Origin of the sequence: Bacillus sp. AFS017336 (genome assembly GCF_002555445.1) — a bacterium.
In the GTDB taxonomy this organism is placed as follows: domain Bacteria; phylum Bacillota; class Bacilli; order Bacillales; family Bacillaceae_G; genus Gottfriedia.
Map to the genome: position 1 here is coordinate 104,177 of NZ_NUCO01000020.1, position 20,425 is coordinate 124,601.

The following is a 20,425-nucleotide window of genomic DNA, read 5'->3' on the forward strand; positions in this document are numbered from 1 at the left end:
ACCTCCAGTTAAAGCCAAAAAAAATTTATTAAATTAAATAAAAGCACAATGTCAACAAGGAATATAGCATATGTTTCTCTAATATAATTATCTATTACAATAAGGGTGAGGTGAGTGTAATGTTTCTAGGAAAAGTTGCGTTTATAGGTGCAGGTAGTATTGCAGAAGCATTAATAGCAGGATTAATTGATAGTGGTTATATTGAAAATGATCAAATTGCTATTACAAATAAAGAGGATCTTGATCGTTTAGATACATTACATACTAAATATGGTGTATTAGCTACTACTAACCGTCAGCTTGCCATCTCTGGTTCTAGTGTAGTTTTTTTAGCGATGAAGCCTAAAGATGTTGGAGTCGCGCTTGAACAATGTAAAAATCTTTTAAATGAAAAGCAACTAATCATTTCATTAGTAGCAGGTGTTTCAATCAGTACACTCAAACAGCTATTAGGAAATGATAATATGAATATTATTCGAGCAATGCCGACTACATCCTCACTTGTTCGAAAATCCGCAACTGCTCTTGCATACCCAGATGAAGTTCCATTTGAAAAAGTGCAAACAGCAAAAAGATTATTTGAACGAGTTGGTATTGTAGCTAAAGTAGAGGAAGACGAATTACATGCAATGACTGGATTATTTGGTAGTGGGCCAGCTTATATTTATTATGTCATTGAACAATTTGAACGTGCTGCGATGGCACTAGGTATCCATCGTGATATTGCTAAACCATTCATTCAACAAACTCTAATGGGATCTATTACAATGCTTCAAGAAACGAATAAATCGCCATTAACGTTGAGAAAGAAAGTTACGAGCCCAAATGGAACAACTCAAGCAGGAGTATCTGTTCTTGAAGACCGTGAAGTTGCTAATTCATTTTTAAATTGCTTTATTGAGGCAACTGTTCGATCACGTGAAATTCAAGAGGAATATGAAAAAATTAATAAAGTTTAATATGCTTGTCATGACTCTCCTCCTTAGGTAATAAAATGATACAGGTAACTGTGTTGTCCTAAGGGGGAGAGTTTTTAAGATGAAAATAACAAACAGTAAAGTATTGCGAGCAAGTATAAAGCGTATTCTCATCACTTTCGCTTTAATCGTTACTTTAATTTTACTAATTGGCTTTCTAACAATCAGTTATGTTGTTGGCAATTCAATGGTTGAAGCAAAAGATAAACCACTTAGTTATCCTCAAAAAGTATCAACTCTCCTACTATCAAAGTTTGATTCATTGAAGAAAAATAAAGAAGTTAATCATGTCATACATAAAGGCAGAATTAAGGGGAAATAAATAAATCCTACTTTAATGCCGACCAATATTCTTGTAGTAAAACTCATAGACTGACGAGCCTTTAGGAGAAGAAAGAAGTAATTTGAAACTACATCGATTTTTCTACACCGTTGCCAAGTTAAAAAGAGCAAGAGGATCTACAAATCCCCTTGCTCACTAACTATTATTTTTGAATAGCATGATTTGTTGCAACTTCTTCATGCATAATATGAAACTCTTTTTTAATGATATCTTTTTTCAACTTTTTATAATCATCTTCACTAATTGTTGGTGGCAGTGTAATTAAAATTCTTCTATAAACCGAATCACTGTCTAGTGTAATACAGCTTTTCAAATTCGAATATTTATTTACTAGTTTAGCTAAGGTTGCTAATGCACCCTCGTGCTCCATCGTACTTACTGTTAGTGAGTAACCGCCATCCTTCAGTCCCCAAGCTTCTTCTAATAACTCAAAAACTGTTTTATGTGTTAAAATCCCAACAAATTCATTTAAATCATTTACTACTGCTAAATATGGAAAACGTTTAATCGTAAAAAACACTTTAAAAAATGGCGCATCCTCTTGAATAGGAGGACATTCTTTACGTACGAAATCATTTACCGTTTTCCCTTGTAAAGAATCATTATCTACTAAATACTCCGCTAAATCTACTCGATATAAATTTCCTACATACTCTTTATCATTTTCACTTAAAACTGGAATGCATCGGTACTTCGTTTTCTTTAATAAATCCCACGCAAACTGCGCTTCAGTAGAAACCATACAATGTACTACATCATGTTTTTTTACGATATTACTTTTAATTCTCAATCAAAACCCTACTTTCAATATTTATTTTACGAATCATTCCTAATTTTTCTCAATTAAAAATACATTTACACATATAAAAGCTTCTTCAAGTTGTAGATTTAAGCGCTGTTATCGAAAGTAGTTATGATATAATCAGCTCACTTCCCACCTTTCTTCAATTTTAAGCCTCCTTATTCTTTCCCCGCTGTAGATCAAGATGTCTAGTATATTTGCAGGAAACTTTGCGGATGTACCTTAAACTATATTTCGAACTATTTTAACAGAACTCTTTTGAACAATCTCGAAGCCTTTCATAATAAATTCGCTCTTTCTCAAAATGTCCCTTTTTTGTTTTTACATTTAATTCTTAATTTTCAAATAATTACACTAAACAATACAAAGACAACATTTTATTAATATTTCTAAATGAGAAATTTATTCCTAAAAAATAGCTGTAGTTTTATATAGGTGATCTTTGAAGGGGTTCATGGGTTAAGAATAGAGGGCATTTTTGAAATTTCTTAACTCATAAAGGGGGCATGAGTTAAATATAGAGTGCTATTATGTAATTTCTTAACTCATAACGTGGTCATGAGTTAAAAATAGAGTGCAATTACGAATTTTCTTAACTCATAAGGGGTTCACTATATTCACTAATAAAAAAAGAATATCAGACGCTTTTTTAGCGACTGATATTCTTATCAGTAATAATTATTTTCTCAAAGTTTTTAATGCGCCACTCCAAGCAATAACTTGGTCAAGCATTGCATTTACATTATTAAGGTGTAATTCAGCTGGTTTGAAAGTAGTATAGTTTTCAAAATCGGTAAATAATGACAGTGTTGGGTGAGTACGAACGTCTGCGATCATTAGCTCGCCTAATATTCCTCTTAAATGTTCAGCTGCACGAGCACCGCCTGTTGAACCGTAACTAACTATACCTGCTGCTTTGTTATTCCAGGCATCACGAGCGAAATCAAGTGCATTTTTTAATGCCCCTGTAATACTGTGATTGTATTCCTGAACGATAAATACGAATCCATCTAAGCTGTTAAGTTTTTCGTTCCAAGCCGCAATTCCTGGTTCAGTCCCATCAGTTGTTCCTAAAAAAGGTAATTGATAATCAGCTATATCTACAATTTCATAGTTTGCATCTTCACGTTTGTCAGCTAATCCTTTAAGCCATTCTCCCACTTGTGGGCTAACTCGTCCCTGTCTTGTACTACCTAAAATAATACCTACTTTTAATTTTTCATTTGCCATTGTTTTTTCCTCCTATTTAGCTTACTAATATATATTTTTCCAAATTTTGTGCACCTATTCCAATTCTCGTAAATAAATTACTTCGCTGTTCTTTATCATCATTCGAGAAAAATAATAAATTTTGAGAAATGGTTGCAACGTGTTTGGGAAAAATCTCGTCTAATAAAGCTATCCCTTCTTCGGGCAGTACAACATTAGAAGCTCTTGTATTATTGAGTTTGTTTGTCTTTCTTAAAGATCTATTTCTACAACAATAGCTCTGGAAGCCTTCATCCAAACACGAAATTTAGTTTAATTTGTTTTTGCATCAACCAAGGTTATTTTAGTGTTTCTATTTAAAGAATCATTTATATTTCTCTCCATTTAAATTGAGTATTATTACAATATTCTCAATATTGGGACTCCTACATCCTAACATTAGGATATATTTCATGTCAAAAAAAAACAACCCAATTTATGGTAATTGGGTTGTTTCGCATGTGTAAATTTAAATACGATATTACAAATTTATCTATTTAGATCACAATCATTTAATGTTCTGTTATCTAAACTAAGACTATTTTTTCATTTAAACAAATAAAAAAGTGTAGAGAAATTTTTTATGGATTCTCTACACTCTAAAGAAGTGATTACCTTCTCTTCTTCTTTAAACTATTTGCTTAATTTAACTTTTACATCTTTTTTTAATTGATCAATTTTATAATCAAATGATTGTAAATCAAATTCTGAACGGACTCTTAATTCTAAATCGCGAATTTGTTTTTCAAAATAGTTGAAATCAATTGACGGCATTTTACTATTAAGTAAATGTTGTGTTTCATTAATCTTTTTTGTAGCGTGAGCCATGTTTTGACGAGACATTAAATCATATTTTTTCGTATGAAGCTCTTTTAATTTTTTTTCAATTTGATTTAGCTGCTCATGCATAAAGCTAATTTCTTCTTCTGTTTTAGTAATTAATACTGCAAACTTTTCAGCTTGTTCTTTGTAAAAAGTTAAATCTTCACTTGCACGTTTAATTAAATCTTCTGCACCGGCATCAGTTGCTACCTTAAGTTGCTCTTCTCGCTTTAGGACCATTTGTAGTGATCCTTCACGCTCAACTTGGAATTTTGTACGTAGTGAATAATGTTTATCAATCAATCCTCTTACTTTGCCTAACTCATTTTCTGATTGTTTGATGAAGTAATTTAATTGAGAAATTGGATTTTGTTGTTCCTTTTCATCTAATAAACCATGTAAATCTGCTGAGATTTGATCTTTAATTCTAGTAAATAAGTTTTTCATTTTCATACGCTCCTCTTATTTTATAGGGTTAAAATTTTCATCGTAAATTTTATATTCATCTTCTTTAATTCTTTTTTGATTTTTATAATCTTTATATAGGTAATAAAGCAGAATTGCTGCTGCAACACCTATTAAAGAAGGAAGACCATTTATGGCTATCGCTAAACCGATTAATCCGATAATCGTCCAGAAGATTTTCATCAAAATAGAATCTGTTTTCATAAACTTTTTAAAACTGAAATACGTAATGACTAATCCAAGTGCTAATGCAATTAAGCCACCTAAATTCGCTAAAGCAACTCCAATTAATATTAGTACGAGGATAAAAAATAAAAACTTCTTCATGACCTCGTCGCCTCCTTTCAACTTATACTCCTATCTTATACAAGTTTTTATATTCGAATAATGGCCTGAGGAATGGTTTTATATCGGTCTTAAGTAGTAGAAGGAGCCAGGTAAATAAAAAACCAGATCAAAATGGATATCCATTGATCTGGTTTTATACTAAAAGTTAGGTAATTTAACTCCTGCTTTTAATTGTAATAGCTGAGATACTGTTACAAACTGATAACCTTCCTTTTGAAGTGCTGGTAGTATTTGTTTTAATGCTTCAATTGTTTGACTACGGTCACCACCGTGATCATGAAAAAGAACAATATCTCCTTTTCTAGTATCTTTTAATACATTTGATACGATTTTATAAACACCTGGGTTTTTCCAATCAAATGTATCTTGATGCCAAGACCACATAACAGTTAAATAGCCAAGGTCGTGAACCGTATTGATTGAACGCTCACTATAATAACCAAACGGTGGTCTGAATAAGACCGGTTCAACATGTGTAGCTGCAATAATCGCATCATGAGTTTTATGTAATTGATCTCTAATTTGCTCATCAGTTAAATATTGAAGTCTAGCATGAGTATAAGTATGATTTGCAACTTCATGTCCTTCGTTTATTTCTCTTAAAGCAACTTCAGGATATTTAGCAACTCGTTCACCAACTAAAAAGAATGTAGCTTTAGCATTATACTTCTTTAGTAAATCTAGTACAGCAGGAGTATATTCATCATTTGGCCCATCGTCAAAAGTAATAGCGATTACTTTTTCTTTTACTGGTACTTCCCAAATAGCAGTACCTTGCTTTTCATAATAATAACGATTTTTACTTTCAGCATTTACGATATTTGAGTTATACAAAATGAATTGGAAACTTAGTATTAATGAAAGGATAACTTTTAACTGTTTCAAAGCCCCGACCTTCCTTTTACACAGAATACTTATATCATGTCTCTAAAATATTCTTTTATGTACAAATCTCAATTTTTAAAATCCAGTTAAGCTCATAAAAAACTCGCCAATTGGCGAGTTTTTTACGAAGACAAAGTCGTATACTTAGTTCCTTAAAAACTATGTCTTACCTCTTTGTCGCTCCAAATTTATACTTCCTTAACGTGAAATTAAATTTTTTATCCTTTTTGTATTTCACTCTTTTCTTTTTATTTCGTATTCATCAAAATCATTCGCTATATATGTATTTTCAAATATTTCACGTGCTTCGTTTAATAATTTAATCGAAGAATCACCTTGATACCTTGCACTTATATGTGTTAGGTATAGTGTTTGTATTCCCTCACTTTTAGCGACATTTGCAATTTGAGTGCTTGTTGTATGAAAGTAATCATATGCGTGAGTGGATTCATCATCAGCAAAAGTGGATTCATGAACTACTAAGTCCATCCCTCTTGCAAGTAAGTTACTTTTATTAGTAATACGAGTATCCCCTGCAATTGCTATTTTACGTCCTTTTTTTGAGGTACCGATAAAATCCTTCCCGTTTAACACTCTTCCATCTTCTAATGTTACGGTTTTCCCTTCTTTCAGGAACTTATAAATAGGTCCAGGTTTTACATCAATTTTCTTTAATTCTTCTACATTTAATTCACCAGGTAAATCCTTTTCAATTACTTGGTAACCGAAAGATTGAATGCCATGCTCAAGCTCGATCGCTTGGACAATAAATTGGTCATCTTCAAAAATAATACCTTCAGTCGTCTCAATATATTTAATAGGGTATTTTAAGTATGTTCCGCTAATTCTAAAACTAGTTTCAACATATTCCTTTATCCCTTTAGGTCCATAAATAGTTAATAAATCTTCTCCACCTAGAAATGTTCTACTACTTAACAGCCCAGGTAATCCGAAAATATGATCCCCATGACAGTGAGTAATAAATATTTTCTCAATTCGTCGTGGTCTAATTGGCGTATGTAATATTTGATGCTGTGTAGCCTCGCCACAATCGAATAACCAAGTAACTCCTCTTTCCTCTAAAAGTTGTAGAGCGATACTTGTTACATTTCGACCTTTCGATGGCATACCTGCTCCCGTTCCTAAAAATACAAGCTTCACGTTAATGCCTCCATCTAATTCATTTCTACTTGTAACAGTACCACTTGTAATTTAAATTGCCAACACTTTAAAGAATGATTTATGAATCGATTGGGAAATTTACACAATAGAGCTTCTTTTTTAAATTTAATTATGTGGAGGAAAACAATGCGAAAACGTTTTTTCCAAATCGCTACAGTTTCAATCATCACTTGCATGACATTGACTAGCTGTACTAGTCGAAATAACAATATAAGTAGTTCATACAAAGAAAAAGAAAAAAAGTTTAAAATCGGAATCGTGATGGGGAAAACCGAAATTCATGATAAAGGGTTTAACCAAGCAGTGTGGGATGGTATTAAAAAAACGGGGAAGAAACATAACTGGAAGGAAAATAAAAATTATGTAAAAACAGATGCCCCTTCAGACAAGGACGCAAAAAAAGAATTAACGAAGTATGCAAAGAAAAAGTATGATTTAATATTTGGCATCGGCTATTCATTTCAAAAAGCAATCGAAGAAATTGCAAGTAAAGAAGATAAATCTGATTTTGTCATCGTTGACGGGATTGTTGAAAAACCTAATGTCGTAAGTATCACTTATCGTGAAGAACAATCAGCATTCCTAGCAGGAATTGCAGCTGCAATGAATACTAAAACGCATAAGATTGGCTTTGTGGGAGGTACAAAGGATCCATTTATTAAAAGATTTGAATACGGTTTTAAAGCAGGTGTTATGTCAGTAGACCCAAAAATAAAAGTAAAGACTAAATTTGCTAATTCATTCGACAAACCTGAAGAAGGAAGTAAATTGGCCAAATCTTTGTATGGGGAAGATGTTGATATAATCTTTCAAGTAGCAGGAAAAACAGGACTAGGCGTATTTACTGAAGCAAAAAAATTAAAGAAAAGTGGTAAAAAAGTTTGGGTAATAGGCGTCGACCGAGATCAGTATAAAGAAGGTTTACCAGAGAATGTCACTCTTACATCTGCAATCAAAAGAATTGATAAAGGTGTCGATGAAGTAATCACAAAGAAATTGAAAGGAAACTTTCAAGGTGGACGTATCTTAAGATGGGGCATAAAAGAAAACGGTGTTGGACTTTCAAAAAACAAGAAAAATTTAAATAAAGATACCGTAAAACAAGTTAATCTATATCAAGCAAATATCAGAACAGGTCATATCGATGTACCAGAAAACAAAGAAGATTTTGATAACTTCTCTCCAGTAAAGCCTGAAAAAGGAGAAATCAAAAAGAAAAAAGTAAAAATCGGTAAATAAAAAAAATTATCTTGTCCAATTTTATGAATATTTCGCATATAGTATAGTACCAACAAAAAAAGTTAGGTGTGATACTATGTCAATTCGGGATTTCATATTGCTGTTCTATTGTTTTATTATCTTTTTATCAGTACCAATTGGATATAGGTATGTTTCAAAGAAAACAAAAGAAACTGGTCAATTTCTACCGTTTTTAGTAGTATCGCTTGCCATTGTTTTAGCAGATGGAATCCTCTCAATATTAATATGGTCAATGTTTACATCTCAAATGGATACGTTTATGTATATAGGTGGATTACTTACAGGAATGATCTTCACTTCAATTTGTGGTCTATTACTTTTTTTCGTTTTACTTTTAAGAAGAAAGTATTTTATAAACACATTCTCTGATCTAAATCCTGCTTTAATTGAAACAAATCTTCCACCTGAGGAAAATCATAACGATGACTTAAATAATTCTAAGAAATAGAGCCTTCATGCTCTATTTCTTTAGTTTGTAGAGAAATCAAAAAAATTTTATTAATTGGATAAATTAAAAACTAATCAATTGAGAGCTAAAAAATTGAGATTATGTCCTAATTTTGTATATACTTTCTTTAATCGATTTAGGAGGTTTATGAAATGAAAGTTACGATTTATTCGGACTATGTGTGTCCGTTTTGTTATTTAGGAAAAAAACCACTTGAGGAAGCACTTAAAGAAGTTGATGGTGTAGAGCTTGAATGGAAACCATTCCAACTAAGACCTGAAGGGACTGAACCATTAAGTCCTAATAGTTCATATATTCAACAAGGATGGAAATTCGGTGTTCAACCACTAGCTCAAAAGCTTGGCGTTGAAATGATTTTACCAACAATGGATCCCCACCCATCGACTAAGTTAGCACATAGAGGCTTTTTATTTGCAGAAGAAAACGGAAAAGGATCAGAATATGCTCAAGCAGTATTAGCCGGATTCTGGACAGAAGGCAAAGAAATTGGTGATGTAAATGTTCTTGCAGAGATTGTAGAGAATCTTGGCTTAAACCGTTCTCAATTTATTGAGGCTGTTTCAAGTACAAAATACGATTCATCTATCCAAAACCCTAATTTTATTAATGCAGTACCATCATTTATTATTGGTGATAAAGTTTTACAAGGCGTTCAAAGCAAAGAAGCATTTGTTCAAGCGTTAAATAACCAAAAACTAAGTGAGCAATCTTCGCTTAGCTGCGATCTAGATGGTAACTGCTAATAAAGTATAAATAAAAAAGGATGTTCACATAAGTCTAATTACTGACTTTGGGACATCCTTTTTTTTTATTTCACAAAAATTATTTCTTAATTAAGAACAAATAAGAAATAATTAACAAATTATTTTTCCTTCACTTGATTCCAATCAATTTCATATGGATTTGCTGCTAAACTTTTTCTTATTTCAGGATCAATACTCAAGAGATTTTTTATTACTATAGGTTGAGTAGTATCTTCCCAATCTCCACTACCATCATAATACACAGGTTTCTTTTCCAACATGTCACCTCCATCCAGTACTTATCTATGAATAGAATTCGCTTAAGGAGGCGAAATTACCTTTTAAAAATTGGAAAATCACGAATCTTTTTACTCAAAATTCAATCCATACTAAGGAATTTGCATTAGATTTAATTTAAACCTGTAAGAAAAAAGTATCTCATCCTTTAATAATTTAATTTTTCTTACTATAATTACATTATAAATCTACTTTGAAAGGTGTTTTTCTTATGATAAAAGTTGGTATTATTGGTCTTGGCGCAATTGCCCAAAGATTAATTCCTTTATTTTCAAATCATCCAGAAACAAAAGTTGTAGCAATTTGTGACACATTACAAGTTAGAGTTCAAGAAATTAGTAATCAACTAGAGTCTGTTCAATCATTTACAAATCATCTTGAAATGCTTGAAAATACCGAACTAGACCTAGTTTACGTTACAGTACCTCCGAAATATCACTATACAGTCGTATCTGATGTAATCTCAAAAGGAATAAATGTTTTATGCGAAAAGCCTCTAGCGAACTCAACTGAGGAAGCACTCGGACTGTTTACGCAAGCCAAAGAAAAAGGCATTTTTCAAGCAATGAATTTTCCTCTAAACTACAATGTTGGAAGTAAGTCCTTTGCGAACTTAATTAAATCAGGATATGTTGGGAACATAAGAAGAGTCGAACTCAAAATGCGTTTTCCAAATTGGCCAAGACTTTGGCAACAAAATGAATGGGTTGCTACGAAAGAACAAGGTGGCTATGTTTTAGAGGTTGGTGTCCATTACATACAACAAATCCAAAAGATTTTTGGTAAGATGAAAGTCATTACAAAGCATGTTCAATATCCCGTTGACCCACTAGCATCTGAAAATGGGATCATTGCTTTTCTTGAATTAGAAGATGGAACGCCTGTATTAATAGACGGCTTAAGCCAAATTGCAGGTGAAGAAGAAATTAAATTTACAGCTTACGGATCAGAAGGAACTCTTTCATTAGTTAATTGGGCTGATCTAGAAGGCGGAAAAATTGGTGAACCTATTAGGCCTATTGAATCCGATCAAACATTAGCAGATTCATTAATTAATAATTTAGTAAAAGCCCTTAAAGGTGAAGAAGCAACTATCATTGATTTCTCAGAAGGTTACTCTGCACAAGTAGTTTTAGAAGCATTACGCGGATAATTTAGCCTTAAAGAAGATTTAGAATCTATACATAAAAAAGGTGCATTTCTTAATTGAAATACACCTTTATTTTTTCGTTCTTAACTATTACTTATTTAACTGGGATCCAAATTTCAGAATAATAGTCCTCACTAAATGGATTTCCTTCTGGATAAAGTTCAAATTCAGGAATTCCTGCATGCGAATAGCCACTTGAAGGGAACCATTCCGAAAATATTTTTTTCCATGCATCTTGCATTGCATTTGGCATTGCCCCCTGGACACCAAATACAGCCCATTTTGAAGCAGATATTTCATGATGATCAAATCCCTCTGGTGTTTCACCTTCATGCACGGACGCAACCCAATATTCTAGTAGATTTTTTGATTTTTGCTCCTCATTCATCATACAAACACCTAACACACCTTTAATATCACCATTATTTAATTCATACAAACGGTCACTCGTTCCATTCGAATTAACTTCTTCCCACATTTTAGGAATCAACTGCTGCTGTTGGTCATTTAAAAATGAAAACTCTTTTTTCACTCCAACTACTTGAAAAGCACTTTTTTCTACAATATTAAACTGCATTGGTTCTGCTCCCTTCAAACTCACCTGAATGACAAGGCGGTTATACGATTTTAGTTTTCCGATAAACTTTCTTGCTTCACTTGGCGTTACACCATGCTGTCTTCGAAATGCCTTTGAAAAAGATTCAGGAGAGTCATATCCATATTTCAAGGCGATATCAATTATTTTTAGATCTGTTGTTGTTAGTTCATTTGCAGCTAATGTCAACCTTCTCCGCCTTATATACTCAGCAATATTTATATCTGTTAAAATAGAAAATGTTCGCTGAAAATGAAATACTGATGAATTTGCTTGCTTAGAAATCTCTTCAATCGTTAATTCGTGTAATAAATTGTCTTCGATATAATCAATTGCCTTTTGTAATGATTCAACCCAAGCCATATGACTCCTCCCTTATATACATCCTATCAATTTAAAATTTATCAGTCCTGTCTTTTTATGCTCTTATGTGACAGTAAAAAGTCTATTAAATTAAGCTTTAAGCTTCGACCTTATGATCAGTAATCGATAATATAACGATCGTACTAATAATACATAGGCTTCCGATCCAGTCTACTAATTCAAAATTTACATTTAACCAAATTACAGACAACACAGCAGCAGATAATGGTTCAACACAAGCAAGTAAGCTAGACTCAGAAGCATTAATATATTTTAAACTCTCTAAATAGCAGTAAAAAGCAATTAATGTCCCAAAAATAACAATAAAAATCACTGCGAAATATCCACTAATTGACCAGTGACCTTGAAAGTGAAAAGGTGAGTTGATGAAACTAAAACAAATTCCTCCAATTAGCATTCCCCACCCTACTACGATTGTTGACCCATATTTTTTTAAAAGATTTTGTGGTTGCAAAGAATAGAATGCTAAAGCAAATGCAGATGCTAGCCCCCAAAATAGTGCCCAACCAGTAGTAGATAGTCCTTTAATCGTTCCATGTGTTACTAACAAAAATGTACCGACAAGTGCTAAAATGACAGCAAATATCTCTTTAGCAGTAGGCATTTTTTTTAAACGCATTGCCAAATACCAAGTAATGATAACTGGAGCTAAATATTGCAAAATAGTCGCAGTAGCAGCATTTGAATTTTTAATTGCTGCAAAATATGTATATTGAACCGCTAGCATTCCAAAAATACTAAATAAAAATAAACTTATGACATCCTTTTTATTTTTCCAAATTTCACTAATATTTTTCTTTTCCTTTAAACTAGCAAAAATTAGTAAGATGATACCTGAAAATAGCAATCTGACAACCACTAACCATTCTGGACTAAAATGATTTCTTTGAAATAAAAACTGTGCAACAGTTCCAGAAATTCCCCATAAAATGGCCGCAGTTAATACGAGAATAATTCCTTTTGTTCTTGAATTTGATAGTGCAATCTTATTTGTACTCATGTAAACTCCTTCCACTAAAAACAAAAGGTCTGTTATCTATTAATAGAAGAATCGTAACACACTTTAAATATTCAGAAAATATTAATCAACAAAAAATTAATTTTAGGATAAATAGAATTAATGAGAATTTGCGTTTAGAAACTGTTATATTGGAAAAATTGAACATATATGAAATTGTAATAATTTAGGAGATAAGGTTATGAACGAATTATACGAATGTATCATTATTGGAGGAGGCTTTGCAGGATTACAAGCATCCATTCAGCTTGGAAGATACCAAAGGAAAGTACTTGTAATAGACTCAAATTATGGTCGTTCCACATTATGTAAATCATATCGGAATATTTTAGGATGGCCAACTGGGATTAGTGGACAACAACTAAGGCAACTCGGAAGAAATCATGCTGAAAATTACGGTATATCCTTTATTGAAGATAAAGTGATCAGTGTACAAAATGTAAACAATCACTACAAAATGGAAACGATTGCTGGAAGGTCTTATTCTGCTAAAACAATATTATTGGCGACTGGGTTAATTGATCGCTTTCCACAAATTAATAATTTAGTCGATTGTCTTGGGTCTACTATATTCGTTTGCCCAGATTGCGATGGATATGAAGTTTTAAATAAAAGTGTAATCATACTAGGATCTGGAGATGTAGGTGCTGAACTTGCCATTACATTAACATATTGGTCAAATCAAATTATATATATTAATCACGACGGTAATGAATTAACTCCAGATTTATACGAGCGACTTCTGAAAAATGGGATTCAATACCGAAAAGAAAATATCAAAGAAGTTCTAAAAGATGGAGATTCTACGTTTAATGGCATTTGTTTACAAAGCGGTGAAAAAATTTATGGAGAGCGAGCTTTCATTGCCTTCGGTGGAAATGAAGTTCAAAACAGTCTTGCAACTCAACTAGGCGTGAAAATGCTGAATAACAAGCATGTCATTGTAGACTCCCGAACAAAAGAGACAAATATAACAAATGTATGGGCAGCAGGTGATCTTGTGACCCATTCACAACAGGTCACAATCGCAATGGGAGAAGGAACCCAAGCCGCTGTCTGGATTCATAAAAGATTATTAGACATGAATGAGAGTCATCCATAATCAATAACTCATTAAAAACAATTCAAACTAAATGGTCATCTCCTTCATCTAATAAAGTTTAACAGTCTAATTCAAAAAAGTATTACATCCTTTATTGATGTAATACTTTCAGAGTGCTGAAATATAAAATGGTCAATAGTTAAAACGTTACTAAGCGGTATATTAGATAGTAAATTTGTAATCTTTTGATGATGTTATTATTAGTTTTGATAGATAATTTTTTCTGGAATACCAACAAACTTTATTAATTGCTCTTTTTCAGAGTTAAAAGTATTGAGATGCTTATTGTTTAAAAAACAATTTCAATTATTAGTTTATAAGTAGATGATTTATCGATATTAGTAAAATAACTCAGTAAATAAATTTCAATTTTTCTCAAAGTAAGGAAAATTAATAAGGTTCATTTTAACATCTTTTTTATTTTAATGAGTTGATTGGAACGGAAGGGTTCTCGACTCCTATGGGAGATGTGGGAAGGCTAAGACCCCGCAGGCACAGCCGAGGAGGCTTAGGTCTCGCCCCATGGAAAGCGAGAATCCTGCAGTGGAAATTAATATCACACTGCTTCTTAACATCCAAAGTATTTTTTGAATGTTTTAAATACTAGTCGCTCTCTACGATGATTTTAAAAAAATACATAGATAAAAAAATACATAGTCGCCATTGCTACTATAAACACCACTATTGGTATTAACAAGCGAATAAACGTCGAAGGAATGCGAGATCTTTTATATGTATCTTCAATACAAATTATACAAATTAGATAAATTAATGCTGATAACACAGCTCTAACTAAATCATAATTTCCAATCAGTTTAAATGAGTGATAATGGTTTGCATATCTAAATATATAAAATTGTACGAGATTAAAAATTAAAAATAATAGAAAATAATAAAATACACTTAATAAATAAGTGCTAAATTTTACTTTTTCTCTTTCAATATTTGGACCTTTTTTAAATAAACGGTTCTTATGTCGGTCTTTCCTTGGTATAAATTGTTCTTCCATCGCAGTACATCCTTAGTTTAAAAATTGAATTATTTAATCAAATTCTTACCTATATTGTACATAAACATTCCATTATTTAAAAATTTATCATACTGCCTTACTTAAATTATATCTCAAATTCTTCATGATAAAAATTATTATACCAAATTTTGCTAAAAAGATTTAATATTTTTTTCCTTTATTTCATGAAAAAAGTGCACTTAGATAAACTCTAAGTACACCTTTTTACTTATTTTATATTATTTGTGTAGATCTGAATCGCATCTCTTAAAAATTCAGCTGTTCCAGGTTGTTCTTTATCATAATATGCTCGAAAGCGTTCATCATCAACATACATCTGTGCTAATCCAGCGTGAGCTTCCTTACTATACTTACTCCAGTAGAAACTTAACCACTGCTTATGCAAATCAGCTGCTTTTTGGGCAATCTCACTAGATGGGTCACCTATTTTAAATGCTTCGGCTAATGTTTTTGTCAACTCTTCAGATAGTCGAGTTACTTCTTTATGTTGTTCCTCTGTCATATTCATTACTTTTTGGTTTGCTTTGTTAACAGCTTCATCCCCATACTTTTCACGTGCTTCTTTACCATATTTCTTTTCATTTTCTTCTATCATATCTTTCTTAAAGCCTTCAAATTTTTCTTTATTAGTCATAATAGTTCTCCCTTCCTTTTGAGCAATTGACTTTTCTACATTTGAAATTAATAAATCTAATTGCTTTCTTTTATCAAGAAGCTGTTCACGATGTTCTTTTAACGCTTTGGAACTGTTAAAATTCGGTGATGTAACAATTTCTTTTATGTTTTCTAAATTCATCCCTAGTTCTCTATAAAATAGAATTTGCTGTAATCGATCTACTTCCGCTTGACCATATATACGATATCCAGATGAGTTTATTCTTGCCGGCTTAAGAATACCAATCTCATCATAATATCTAAGAGTCCTAGTGCTGATTCCTGCTAAATGTCCAAGCTTCTGAACTGTGTACTCCATGTAACGACCTCCTGACAACTTAACAATACACCTTTACGCAACGTCAATGTCAATTCCATCTTCTATCTTATTTTGAAAACTAAATCGTATGTAGATAAAGAAAACTCACCGATTGGCGAAGACAGAGGGGTAGTTGCACTTATACTTAATTCCTAAAATTGGAAACTACGTCGTTTTTTCTTCTCCGCTGCCAATTTATACTTTCTTAATGTACAAAAAAAATCCCCTTTACTTAGGGGATATCAGTGTGTAATCAAGTTAATTATTTACCTGTAAATACTTTCATGCCATTTAGGCCATTAAAAGGTTTAGCACCAGGAGCATTCAAATTACGAACGACAAGTTTATATCGTTTATTCGACGGAATTTCTTGTTTAAACGTTAACAAGAATGAATTATTATCTCCTTGTACTTTTGTAATCGTTACTTGGTTACTTGATAAAGCATTACTTGCGTTAAATTTGCTGTTATTTCCAAGTGATGCAATGCCTGTTGGGATTGCATCTGATAGACTTTGAATCCAATAAACTGATGCTTTTGTTCCTTCACTAAGTTCAACTTGTGCATCAAAAGTTACTAAAATTTGATTCGTTGAAACTTGGAATAGATCAGTAACCTTAGGAATTTGATTTACAGGATGAGAATGCTTTGACTTGTATCCTTCGATTTGTAGAAAATCGTTTTTAGTAGCAGCACTTGCATGCATATTACTAGGAAGAATAGAAGACATTACAATCAATAAAAACATAATCTTATAAAAAATTTTCATCATAAACTGCCTCCCTATAAACTAGAACAATTTTATATTTTGATGAATTGGCAAATTATATACTTAGAATTCTCTAATTTTCATTATTTTTCTATTTGAAAAAGCTTTTCACTTTTTTAGCCAATACGGTTTCATTGTCAACCTTGTCTGAACTACAAAATCTTGTAAAAATTTAATTTAAGTTATTTCGTGTAAAAAATATAAAAAATTGATTTATATTTAAAATAGTGGCAAACTAGCTATATAGACTTTAGAGAGAATTATAGGTGTAATTATGATTGAAATTAAAATTTCTACATTAAGTGACGGCGAATTTAACAGAGGCGTTTTTGCAACACGCGATATTGCAAAAGGAGAGCTTATTCACGAAGCGCCAGTAATTTCTTACCCGAACGAAGAGCATGAACATATTGAGAAAACTTTATTAGCAGATTATGCATTTGAGTATGGTATAAATCATACAGCCATTCTTCTAGGATACGGCATGCTATTCAACCATTCTTATGAAGCAAATGCTGTTTACGACATTAACTTTGATAATCACACATTTGATTTCTTCGCTTACACAGATATTAAAGCTGGTGAAGAGATTTTAATAAATTACAATGGTGAAGTAGATAATATGGATCCGCTTTGGTTTAATAAAGATTACGAAGAAGCAATCGCAAAACAAGAAGAATTAGAAAAAGAAGAAAAAGAAAAAGAAGAAAAAGAAAAAGAAACCAATTAATTGGTTTCTTTTTTCTTTAATTCCATAGCATTTCTTAAAGATTAATTGCGCCATAAATTAATGCACCAAGTACTACAAAAGCTGGATGAATTTTAAATTTTTCCATTAAGAAAAATGTGCATGCAGCGATAAAAACAACTTGGAATGCGCCTATATCATGAAATGAATCCGAAAAAGATTGGTATGTTAGAAGCCCTAATAATATAACGATTGTGGGCTTTACATATGCTGTCATTCTTTTAACTCGAATTGAATCTCGATTTTTATATAATAGCCTAATTAACAAAATCATTAATAATAAAGATGGAATAACTGTCGCAAATACGGCAATAAATGAACCAAAAACTCCACCAATTTTATATCCGATATATCCTGCCATTTTAGTTGCGATTGGTCCAGGTAATGCATTCCCCATCGCAAAAGCCTCATGAAACTCTTGCTGTGTTAACCAATGTTTTTGTGTAACTACTTCATTTTGAATTAACGGAATTGTTGCAGGTCCGCCGCCATATCCCAAAAGATTCGTTATAAAAAAAGAAAGAAACAGCTTCCAATAAATCATCAGTTTACACTTCCCTTCCTCTTATGAGGATGATCTCGGGAAGTTGACTTTACTGGTTGGAAGATTGCAAACAGTAATAATCCACCAATTATGATTGCAGGATGGATATGCAAGAATTGGATAAGGATCAAACCTACAACTAAATGAATTAAGATTGTTGGTGTTTTCAAACCTTTTTTCGAGTTTTGATAAAATTGCCACGTTAATACGCCTAACATCACTCCTACAACAGGTACAATCGCTTCCTTCATCCCATTCACCCATTTAATGTCCTTAAATGAAGTTAATGAGGTTAATAGAATAATCATTAAAATAATCGTCGGTAAGATCGTTGCGATAATTGCATTAAGCATTCCAATCAGACCACCAATTCGATAACCGATATATCCCGCTAACTTTGTATTAATAGGTCCAGGAAGCATATTTCCAATCGCTAAAATTTCAGAAAATTCTTCATCTTTCATCCATTTAAATGTATCGACGACTTCTTTATAAACTAAAGGAATTGTTGATGGGCCACCACCGTATCCTAATATGCTACTGCGAAAAAATGCGATAAATATATTTAATTGTTTCATTAAATCAATTCCTTTTCAATTTTACCAACTTGCTATACAGCCATCCGTTCTAGATTCTGTACCACCCATTAAAACCCCAGATTCTTCATTTCTCCATATAATTTGTCCACGTCCGAAACTACCAGTTTCTTTTGCAAACTTAACTTCATGACCTTTGGACTGAAGCTCTTCTACAATTGTTTGAGAAAAACTCGGTTCAACTTCGATCGTTTTCCCTTCAATCCATTGCCATCTTGGTGCATCAAGAGCTTCTTGAGGGTTTAAATGGAAATCTATGCTGTTCATTATTACTTGTACATGTCCTTGAGGCTGCATGTACCCACCCATTACACCAAATGGTCCAATAGCTTTATTATTTTTTGTTAAAAATGCCGGAATAATCGTATGATATGATTTTTTCCCACCAATTAAAGCATTAGCATGTAATTCATTTAAACTAAAATCATGCCCTCTGTTTTGTAATCCGATTCCCGTTCCTGGAATAACAATCCCAGACCCAAATCCCATATAATTACTCTGAATAAACGAGACCATATTTCCATCGCTATCAGCTGTTGCTAAATAAACAGTCCCACCATTTGCTGGTCTTCCTGGTAAAGGTGTCCTTGCTGATTCAGAGATTTCTTGAAAACGTTCTTTGCCATATTGATCACTTAGCAAGCTTTCGACTGAAGTCTTCATAAATTTTCGATCCGTTACATATTCTTTTCCACATGCAAAGGCTAACTTCATTGCTTCAAGTTGTTTATGATATGTCAATGCGTTCTCTTTTTCATCAAACTGATCATTTTTCAAAATATTTAAGGCCATAAGCGCAATGATTCCTTGTCCATTAGGTGGAATTTCCCATACATCATAGCCTCTATAGTTTATACTAATTGGATTTACCCATTCTGGTTTAAAAGATTGTAAGTCTTCTTTTGTTAAAAATCCTCCGTGTTGATTAGAAGATGCAATAATTTTATCTGCTATTTCTCCTTTATAAAAATCCTGCCCATTTGTTTCAGCAATTTTCTCCAACGTTATTGCATGATCTAAAGATGACCAAATTTCTCCTACTTCTGGAGCTCTTCCCTTTGGAGCAAACGTTTCAAACCAAGCATCAAACTCAACAGAATTTAGTTCTTTTTTGTAAATTTCATAAGCCCTCTTCCAAAACTTACCTAATGTAGGTGAAATTGGAAAACCTTCTCGAGCATATTCAATCGCCGGCTGTAACACTTCCTTTAATGAAAGCCTTCCAAATCGATTCGATAACTCAACCCAAGCAGCAGGAGCTCCAGGGACAGTCACTGGGATCCAGCCAAATTTAGGCATCGTTTCATAACCTAAATTTTTAACTTGTTCAATCGATATATTTTTAGGTGCGGGTCCACTTGAATCTAAACCGTATAGCTTTTCGTTCATCCAAACTAATGCAAATGCGTCTCCACCAATTCCATTTGAAGTCGGCTCAACAACTGTTAGACAAGCAGCTGTTGCGATTGCTGCATCAACTGCATTCCCACCCTTTTTTAAAATATCTAGGCCTGCTTGTGCAGCCAATGGTTGTGAAGTAGCTACCATACCATTTCTCGCATACACCACATTACGATTTGATGAATAAACATGTTCATTTACTTTCATTTTTGTAAACATACTTTTCCTCCTTGGCGCTGGCCTGGGTTAGTTATAAAACAAATTACCTTAATAA

At 32.5% G+C, this 20,425-nt stretch carries 23 protein-coding genes; 8 read left to right on the forward strand and 15 right to left on the reverse strand.

Annotated features, from left to right (window positions below):
* The first annotated feature begins 119 nt into the window (after nt 1–119).
* Nucleotides 120–959 carry a pyrroline-5-carboxylate reductase gene (gene proC, locus CN601_RS10595; RefSeq protein WP_098121304.1) on the forward strand — a complete coding sequence of 280 codons (840 nt, stop codon included), beginning with the start codon at nt 120–122 and terminating at the stop codon, nt 957–959.
* Between the two features lie 79 nt (nt 960–1,038).
* Complete coding sequence (locus tag CN601_RS10600) at nt 1,039–1,299, forward strand: hypothetical protein (protein ID WP_098171021.1); 261 nt, start codon at nt 1,039–1,041, stop codon at nt 1,297–1,299.
* A gap of 163 nt (nt 1,300–1,462) precedes the next feature.
* On the opposite strand, the gene cbpA is transcribed toward CN601_RS10600, so the two are convergent.
* From cbpA to rnz, 6 genes are all read right to left on the reverse strand, one after another.
* Nucleotides 1,463–2,110 carry a cyclic di-AMP binding protein CbpA gene (gene cbpA, locus CN601_RS10605; RefSeq protein ID WP_098121306.1) on the reverse strand — a complete coding sequence of 216 codons (648 nt, stop codon included), beginning with the start codon at nt 2,108–2,110 and terminating at the stop codon, nt 1,463–1,465.
* 690 nt (nt 2,111–2,800) lie between these two features.
* Nucleotides 2,801–3,352: an NADPH-dependent FMN reductase gene (locus CN601_RS10610; RefSeq protein WP_098121307.1), complete on the reverse strand. Its 552-nt coding sequence runs from the start codon at nt 3,350–3,352 to the stop codon at nt 2,801–2,803.
* Between the two features lie 651 nt (nt 3,353–4,003).
* Nucleotides 4,004–4,639 carry a PspA/IM30 family protein gene (locus CN601_RS10615; RefSeq protein ID WP_179865516.1) on the reverse strand — a complete coding sequence of 212 codons (636 nt, stop codon included), beginning with the start codon at nt 4,637–4,639 and terminating at the stop codon, nt 4,004–4,006.
* Nucleotides 4,640–4,654: 15 nt separating this feature from the next.
* Entirely contained in the window at nt 4,655–4,984 is a 330-nt protein-coding gene (locus CN601_RS10620; protein WP_098121309.1) for a lmo0954 family membrane protein, read from the reverse strand.
* Nucleotides 4,985–5,143: 159 nt separating this feature from the next.
* Nucleotides 5,144–5,890 (reverse strand): polysaccharide deacetylase family protein, encoded by a 747-nt coding sequence (locus CN601_RS10625; RefSeq protein WP_098121310.1) that lies wholly within the window; start codon nt 5,888–5,890, stop codon nt 5,144–5,146.
* 234 nt (nt 5,891–6,124) lie between these two features.
* Nucleotides 6,125–7,051: a ribonuclease Z gene (gene rnz, locus CN601_RS10630; RefSeq protein ID WP_098121311.1), complete on the reverse strand. Its 927-nt coding sequence runs from the start codon at nt 7,049–7,051 to the stop codon at nt 6,125–6,127.
* Nucleotides 7,052–7,198: 147 nt separating this feature from the next.
* Here rnz and CN601_RS10635 point away from each other — a divergent pair, with 147 nt between their 5' ends.
* The 3 genes from CN601_RS10635 to CN601_RS10645 all read left to right on the forward strand — a co-directional run bounded on the left by CN601_RS10635 (nt 7,199) and on the right by CN601_RS10645 (nt 9,544).
* A complete protein-coding gene (locus CN601_RS10635) occupies nt 7,199–8,311 on the forward strand; it encodes a BMP family lipoprotein (protein WP_179865517.1) in 1,113 nt (370 codons plus the stop codon).
* 76 nt (nt 8,312–8,387) lie between these two features.
* Nucleotides 8,388–8,780, forward strand: a complete 393-nt coding sequence (locus tag CN601_RS10640; RefSeq protein ID WP_098121313.1) for a hypothetical protein — start codon at nt 8,388–8,390, stop codon at nt 8,778–8,780.
* Nucleotides 8,781–8,932: 152 nt separating this feature from the next.
* Nucleotides 8,933–9,544: a DsbA family oxidoreductase gene (locus tag CN601_RS10645; RefSeq protein ID WP_098171024.1), complete on the forward strand. Its 612-nt coding sequence runs from the start codon at nt 8,933–8,935 to the stop codon at nt 9,542–9,544.
* Between the two features lie 119 nt (nt 9,545–9,663).
* Here the strand turns inward: CN601_RS10645 and CN601_RS26925 are convergent, their stop codons facing one another.
* Nucleotides 9,664–9,822, reverse strand: coding sequence for a hypothetical protein (locus tag CN601_RS26925; protein WP_179865518.1), 159 nt, complete (start codon nt 9,820–9,822; stop codon nt 9,664–9,666).
* Between the two features lie 230 nt (nt 9,823–10,052).
* Here CN601_RS26925 and CN601_RS10650 point away from each other — a divergent pair, with 230 nt between their 5' ends.
* A complete protein-coding gene (locus CN601_RS10650) occupies nt 10,053–10,994 on the forward strand; it encodes a Gfo/Idh/MocA family protein (RefSeq protein WP_098171025.1) in 942 nt (313 codons plus the stop codon).
* Between the two features lie 91 nt (nt 10,995–11,085).
* Here CN601_RS10650 and CN601_RS10655 read toward each other — a convergent pair whose 3' ends face one another.
* Complete coding sequence (locus CN601_RS10655; protein ID WP_098171026.1) at nt 11,086–11,949, reverse strand: AraC family transcriptional regulator; 864 nt, start codon at nt 11,947–11,949, stop codon at nt 11,086–11,088.
* A 97-nt stretch (nt 11,950–12,046) separates the two neighbouring features.
* Nucleotides 12,047–12,970: a DMT family transporter gene (locus tag CN601_RS10660; RefSeq protein WP_098171027.1), complete on the reverse strand. Its 924-nt coding sequence runs from the start codon at nt 12,968–12,970 to the stop codon at nt 12,047–12,049.
* A 199-nt stretch (nt 12,971–13,169) separates the two neighbouring features.
* Between CN601_RS10660 and CN601_RS10665 the strand changes: the two genes are divergently transcribed.
* Nucleotides 13,170–14,090, forward strand: a complete 921-nt coding sequence (locus CN601_RS10665) for an NAD(P)/FAD-dependent oxidoreductase (protein ID WP_098171028.1) — start codon at nt 13,170–13,172, stop codon at nt 14,088–14,090.
* Nucleotides 14,091–14,715: 625 nt separating this feature from the next.
* On the opposite strand, the gene CN601_RS10670 is transcribed toward CN601_RS10665, so the two are convergent.
* From CN601_RS10670 to CN601_RS10680, 3 genes are all read right to left on the reverse strand, one after another.
* Entirely contained in the window at nt 14,716–15,099 is a 384-nt protein-coding gene (locus CN601_RS10670; protein WP_098171029.1) for a hypothetical protein, read from the reverse strand.
* Nucleotides 15,100–15,328: 229 nt separating this feature from the next.
* The gene (locus CN601_RS10675) at nt 15,329–16,093 is read right to left on the reverse strand and encodes a MerR family transcriptional regulator (RefSeq protein WP_098171030.1); all 765 of its coding nucleotides are present in this window, start codon (nt 16,091–16,093) and stop codon (nt 15,329–15,331) included.
* A 262-nt stretch (nt 16,094–16,355) separates the two neighbouring features.
* Nucleotides 16,356–16,865, reverse strand: a complete 510-nt coding sequence (locus CN601_RS10680) for a hypothetical protein (RefSeq protein WP_098171031.1) — start codon at nt 16,863–16,865, stop codon at nt 16,356–16,358.
* A 271-nt stretch (nt 16,866–17,136) separates the two neighbouring features.
* Between CN601_RS10680 and CN601_RS10685 the strand changes: the two genes are divergently transcribed.
* On the forward strand, nt 17,137–17,592 hold the full coding sequence (locus CN601_RS10685; RefSeq protein ID WP_098171032.1) for an SET domain-containing protein: 456 nt from the start codon (nt 17,137–17,139) through the stop codon (nt 17,590–17,592).
* 34 nt (nt 17,593–17,626) lie between these two features.
* Here CN601_RS10685 and CN601_RS10690 read toward each other — a convergent pair whose 3' ends face one another.
* Genes CN601_RS10690 through ggt form a run of 3 tightly spaced genes read right to left on the reverse strand, consistent with a single transcriptional unit; the run spans nt 17,627 to nt 20,370 of the window.
* Nucleotides 17,627–18,154 (reverse strand): chromate transporter, encoded by a 528-nt coding sequence (locus CN601_RS10690; protein WP_098121322.1) that lies wholly within the window; start codon nt 18,152–18,154, stop codon nt 17,627–17,629.
* Nucleotides 18,154–18,732, reverse strand: a complete 579-nt coding sequence (locus tag CN601_RS10695; protein WP_098121323.1) for a chromate transporter — start codon at nt 18,730–18,732, stop codon at nt 18,154–18,156. The genes CN601_RS10690 and CN601_RS10695 overlap by 1 nt, the downstream gene beginning before the upstream one ends.
* Nucleotides 18,733–18,753: 21 nt before the next feature.
* The gene (gene ggt, locus CN601_RS10700) at nt 18,754–20,370 is read right to left on the reverse strand and encodes a gamma-glutamyltransferase (protein ID WP_257131671.1); all 1,617 of its coding nucleotides are present in this window, start codon (nt 20,368–20,370) and stop codon (nt 18,754–18,756) included.
* Nucleotides 20,371–20,425: the final 55 nt, after the last annotated feature.

Coding starts and splice junctions, on each gene's coding strand:
- proC (WP_098121304.1), top strand. CDS start 120: ATGTTTCTAGGAAAAGTTGCGTTTATAGGTGCAGGTAGTATTGCAGAA.
- CN601_RS10600 (WP_098171021.1), top strand. CDS start 1,039: ATGAAAATAACAAACAGTAAAGTATTGCGAGCAAGTATAAAGCGTATT.
- CN601_RS10610 (WP_098121307.1), bottom strand. CDS start 3,352: ATGGCAAATGAAAAATTAAAAGTAGGTATTATTTTAGGTAGTACAAGA.
- CN601_RS10615 (WP_179865516.1), bottom strand. CDS start 4,639: ATGAAAAACTTATTTACTAGAATTAAAGATCAAATCTCAGCAGATTTA.
- CN601_RS10620 (WP_098121309.1), bottom strand. CDS start 4,984: ATGAAGAAGTTTTTATTTTTTATCCTCGTACTAATATTAATTGGAGTT.
- CN601_RS10635 (WP_179865517.1), top strand. CDS start 7,199: ATGCGAAAACGTTTTTTCCAAATCGCTACAGTTTCAATCATCACTTGC.
- CN601_RS10640 (WP_098121313.1), top strand. CDS start 8,388: ATGTCAATTCGGGATTTCATATTGCTGTTCTATTGTTTTATTATCTTT.
- CN601_RS10645 (WP_098171024.1), top strand. CDS start 8,933: ATGAAAGTTACGATTTATTCGGACTATGTGTGTCCGTTTTGTTATTTA.
- CN601_RS10650 (WP_098171025.1), top strand. CDS start 10,053: ATGATAAAAGTTGGTATTATTGGTCTTGGCGCAATTGCCCAAAGATTA.
- CN601_RS10655 (WP_098171026.1), bottom strand. CDS start 11,949: ATGGCTTGGGTTGAATCATTACAAAAGGCAATTGATTATATCGAAGAC.
- CN601_RS10660 (WP_098171027.1), bottom strand. CDS start 12,970: ATGAGTACAAATAAGATTGCACTATCAAATTCAAGAACAAAAGGAATT.
- CN601_RS10665 (WP_098171028.1), top strand. CDS start 13,170: ATGAACGAATTATACGAATGTATCATTATTGGAGGAGGCTTTGCAGGA.
- CN601_RS10670 (WP_098171029.1), bottom strand. CDS start 15,099: ATGGAAGAACAATTTATACCAAGGAAAGACCGACATAAGAACCGTTTA.
- CN601_RS10675 (WP_098171030.1), bottom strand. CDS start 16,093: ATGGAGTACACAGTTCAGAAGCTTGGACATTTAGCAGGAATCAGCACT.
- CN601_RS10680 (WP_098171031.1), bottom strand. CDS start 16,865: ATGATGAAAATTTTTTATAAGATTATGTTTTTATTGATTGTAATGTCT.
- CN601_RS10685 (WP_098171032.1), top strand. CDS start 17,137: ATGATTGAAATTAAAATTTCTACATTAAGTGACGGCGAATTTAACAGA.
- CN601_RS10690 (WP_098121322.1), bottom strand. CDS start 18,154: ATGATTTATTGGAAGCTGTTTCTTTCTTTTTTTATAACGAATCTTTTG.
- CN601_RS10695 (WP_098121323.1), bottom strand. CDS start 18,732: ATGAAACAATTAAATATATTTATCGCATTTTTTCGCAGTAGCATATTA.
- ggt (WP_257131671.1), bottom strand. CDS start 20,370: ATGTTTACAAAAATGAAAGTAAATGAACATGTTTATTCATCAAATCGT.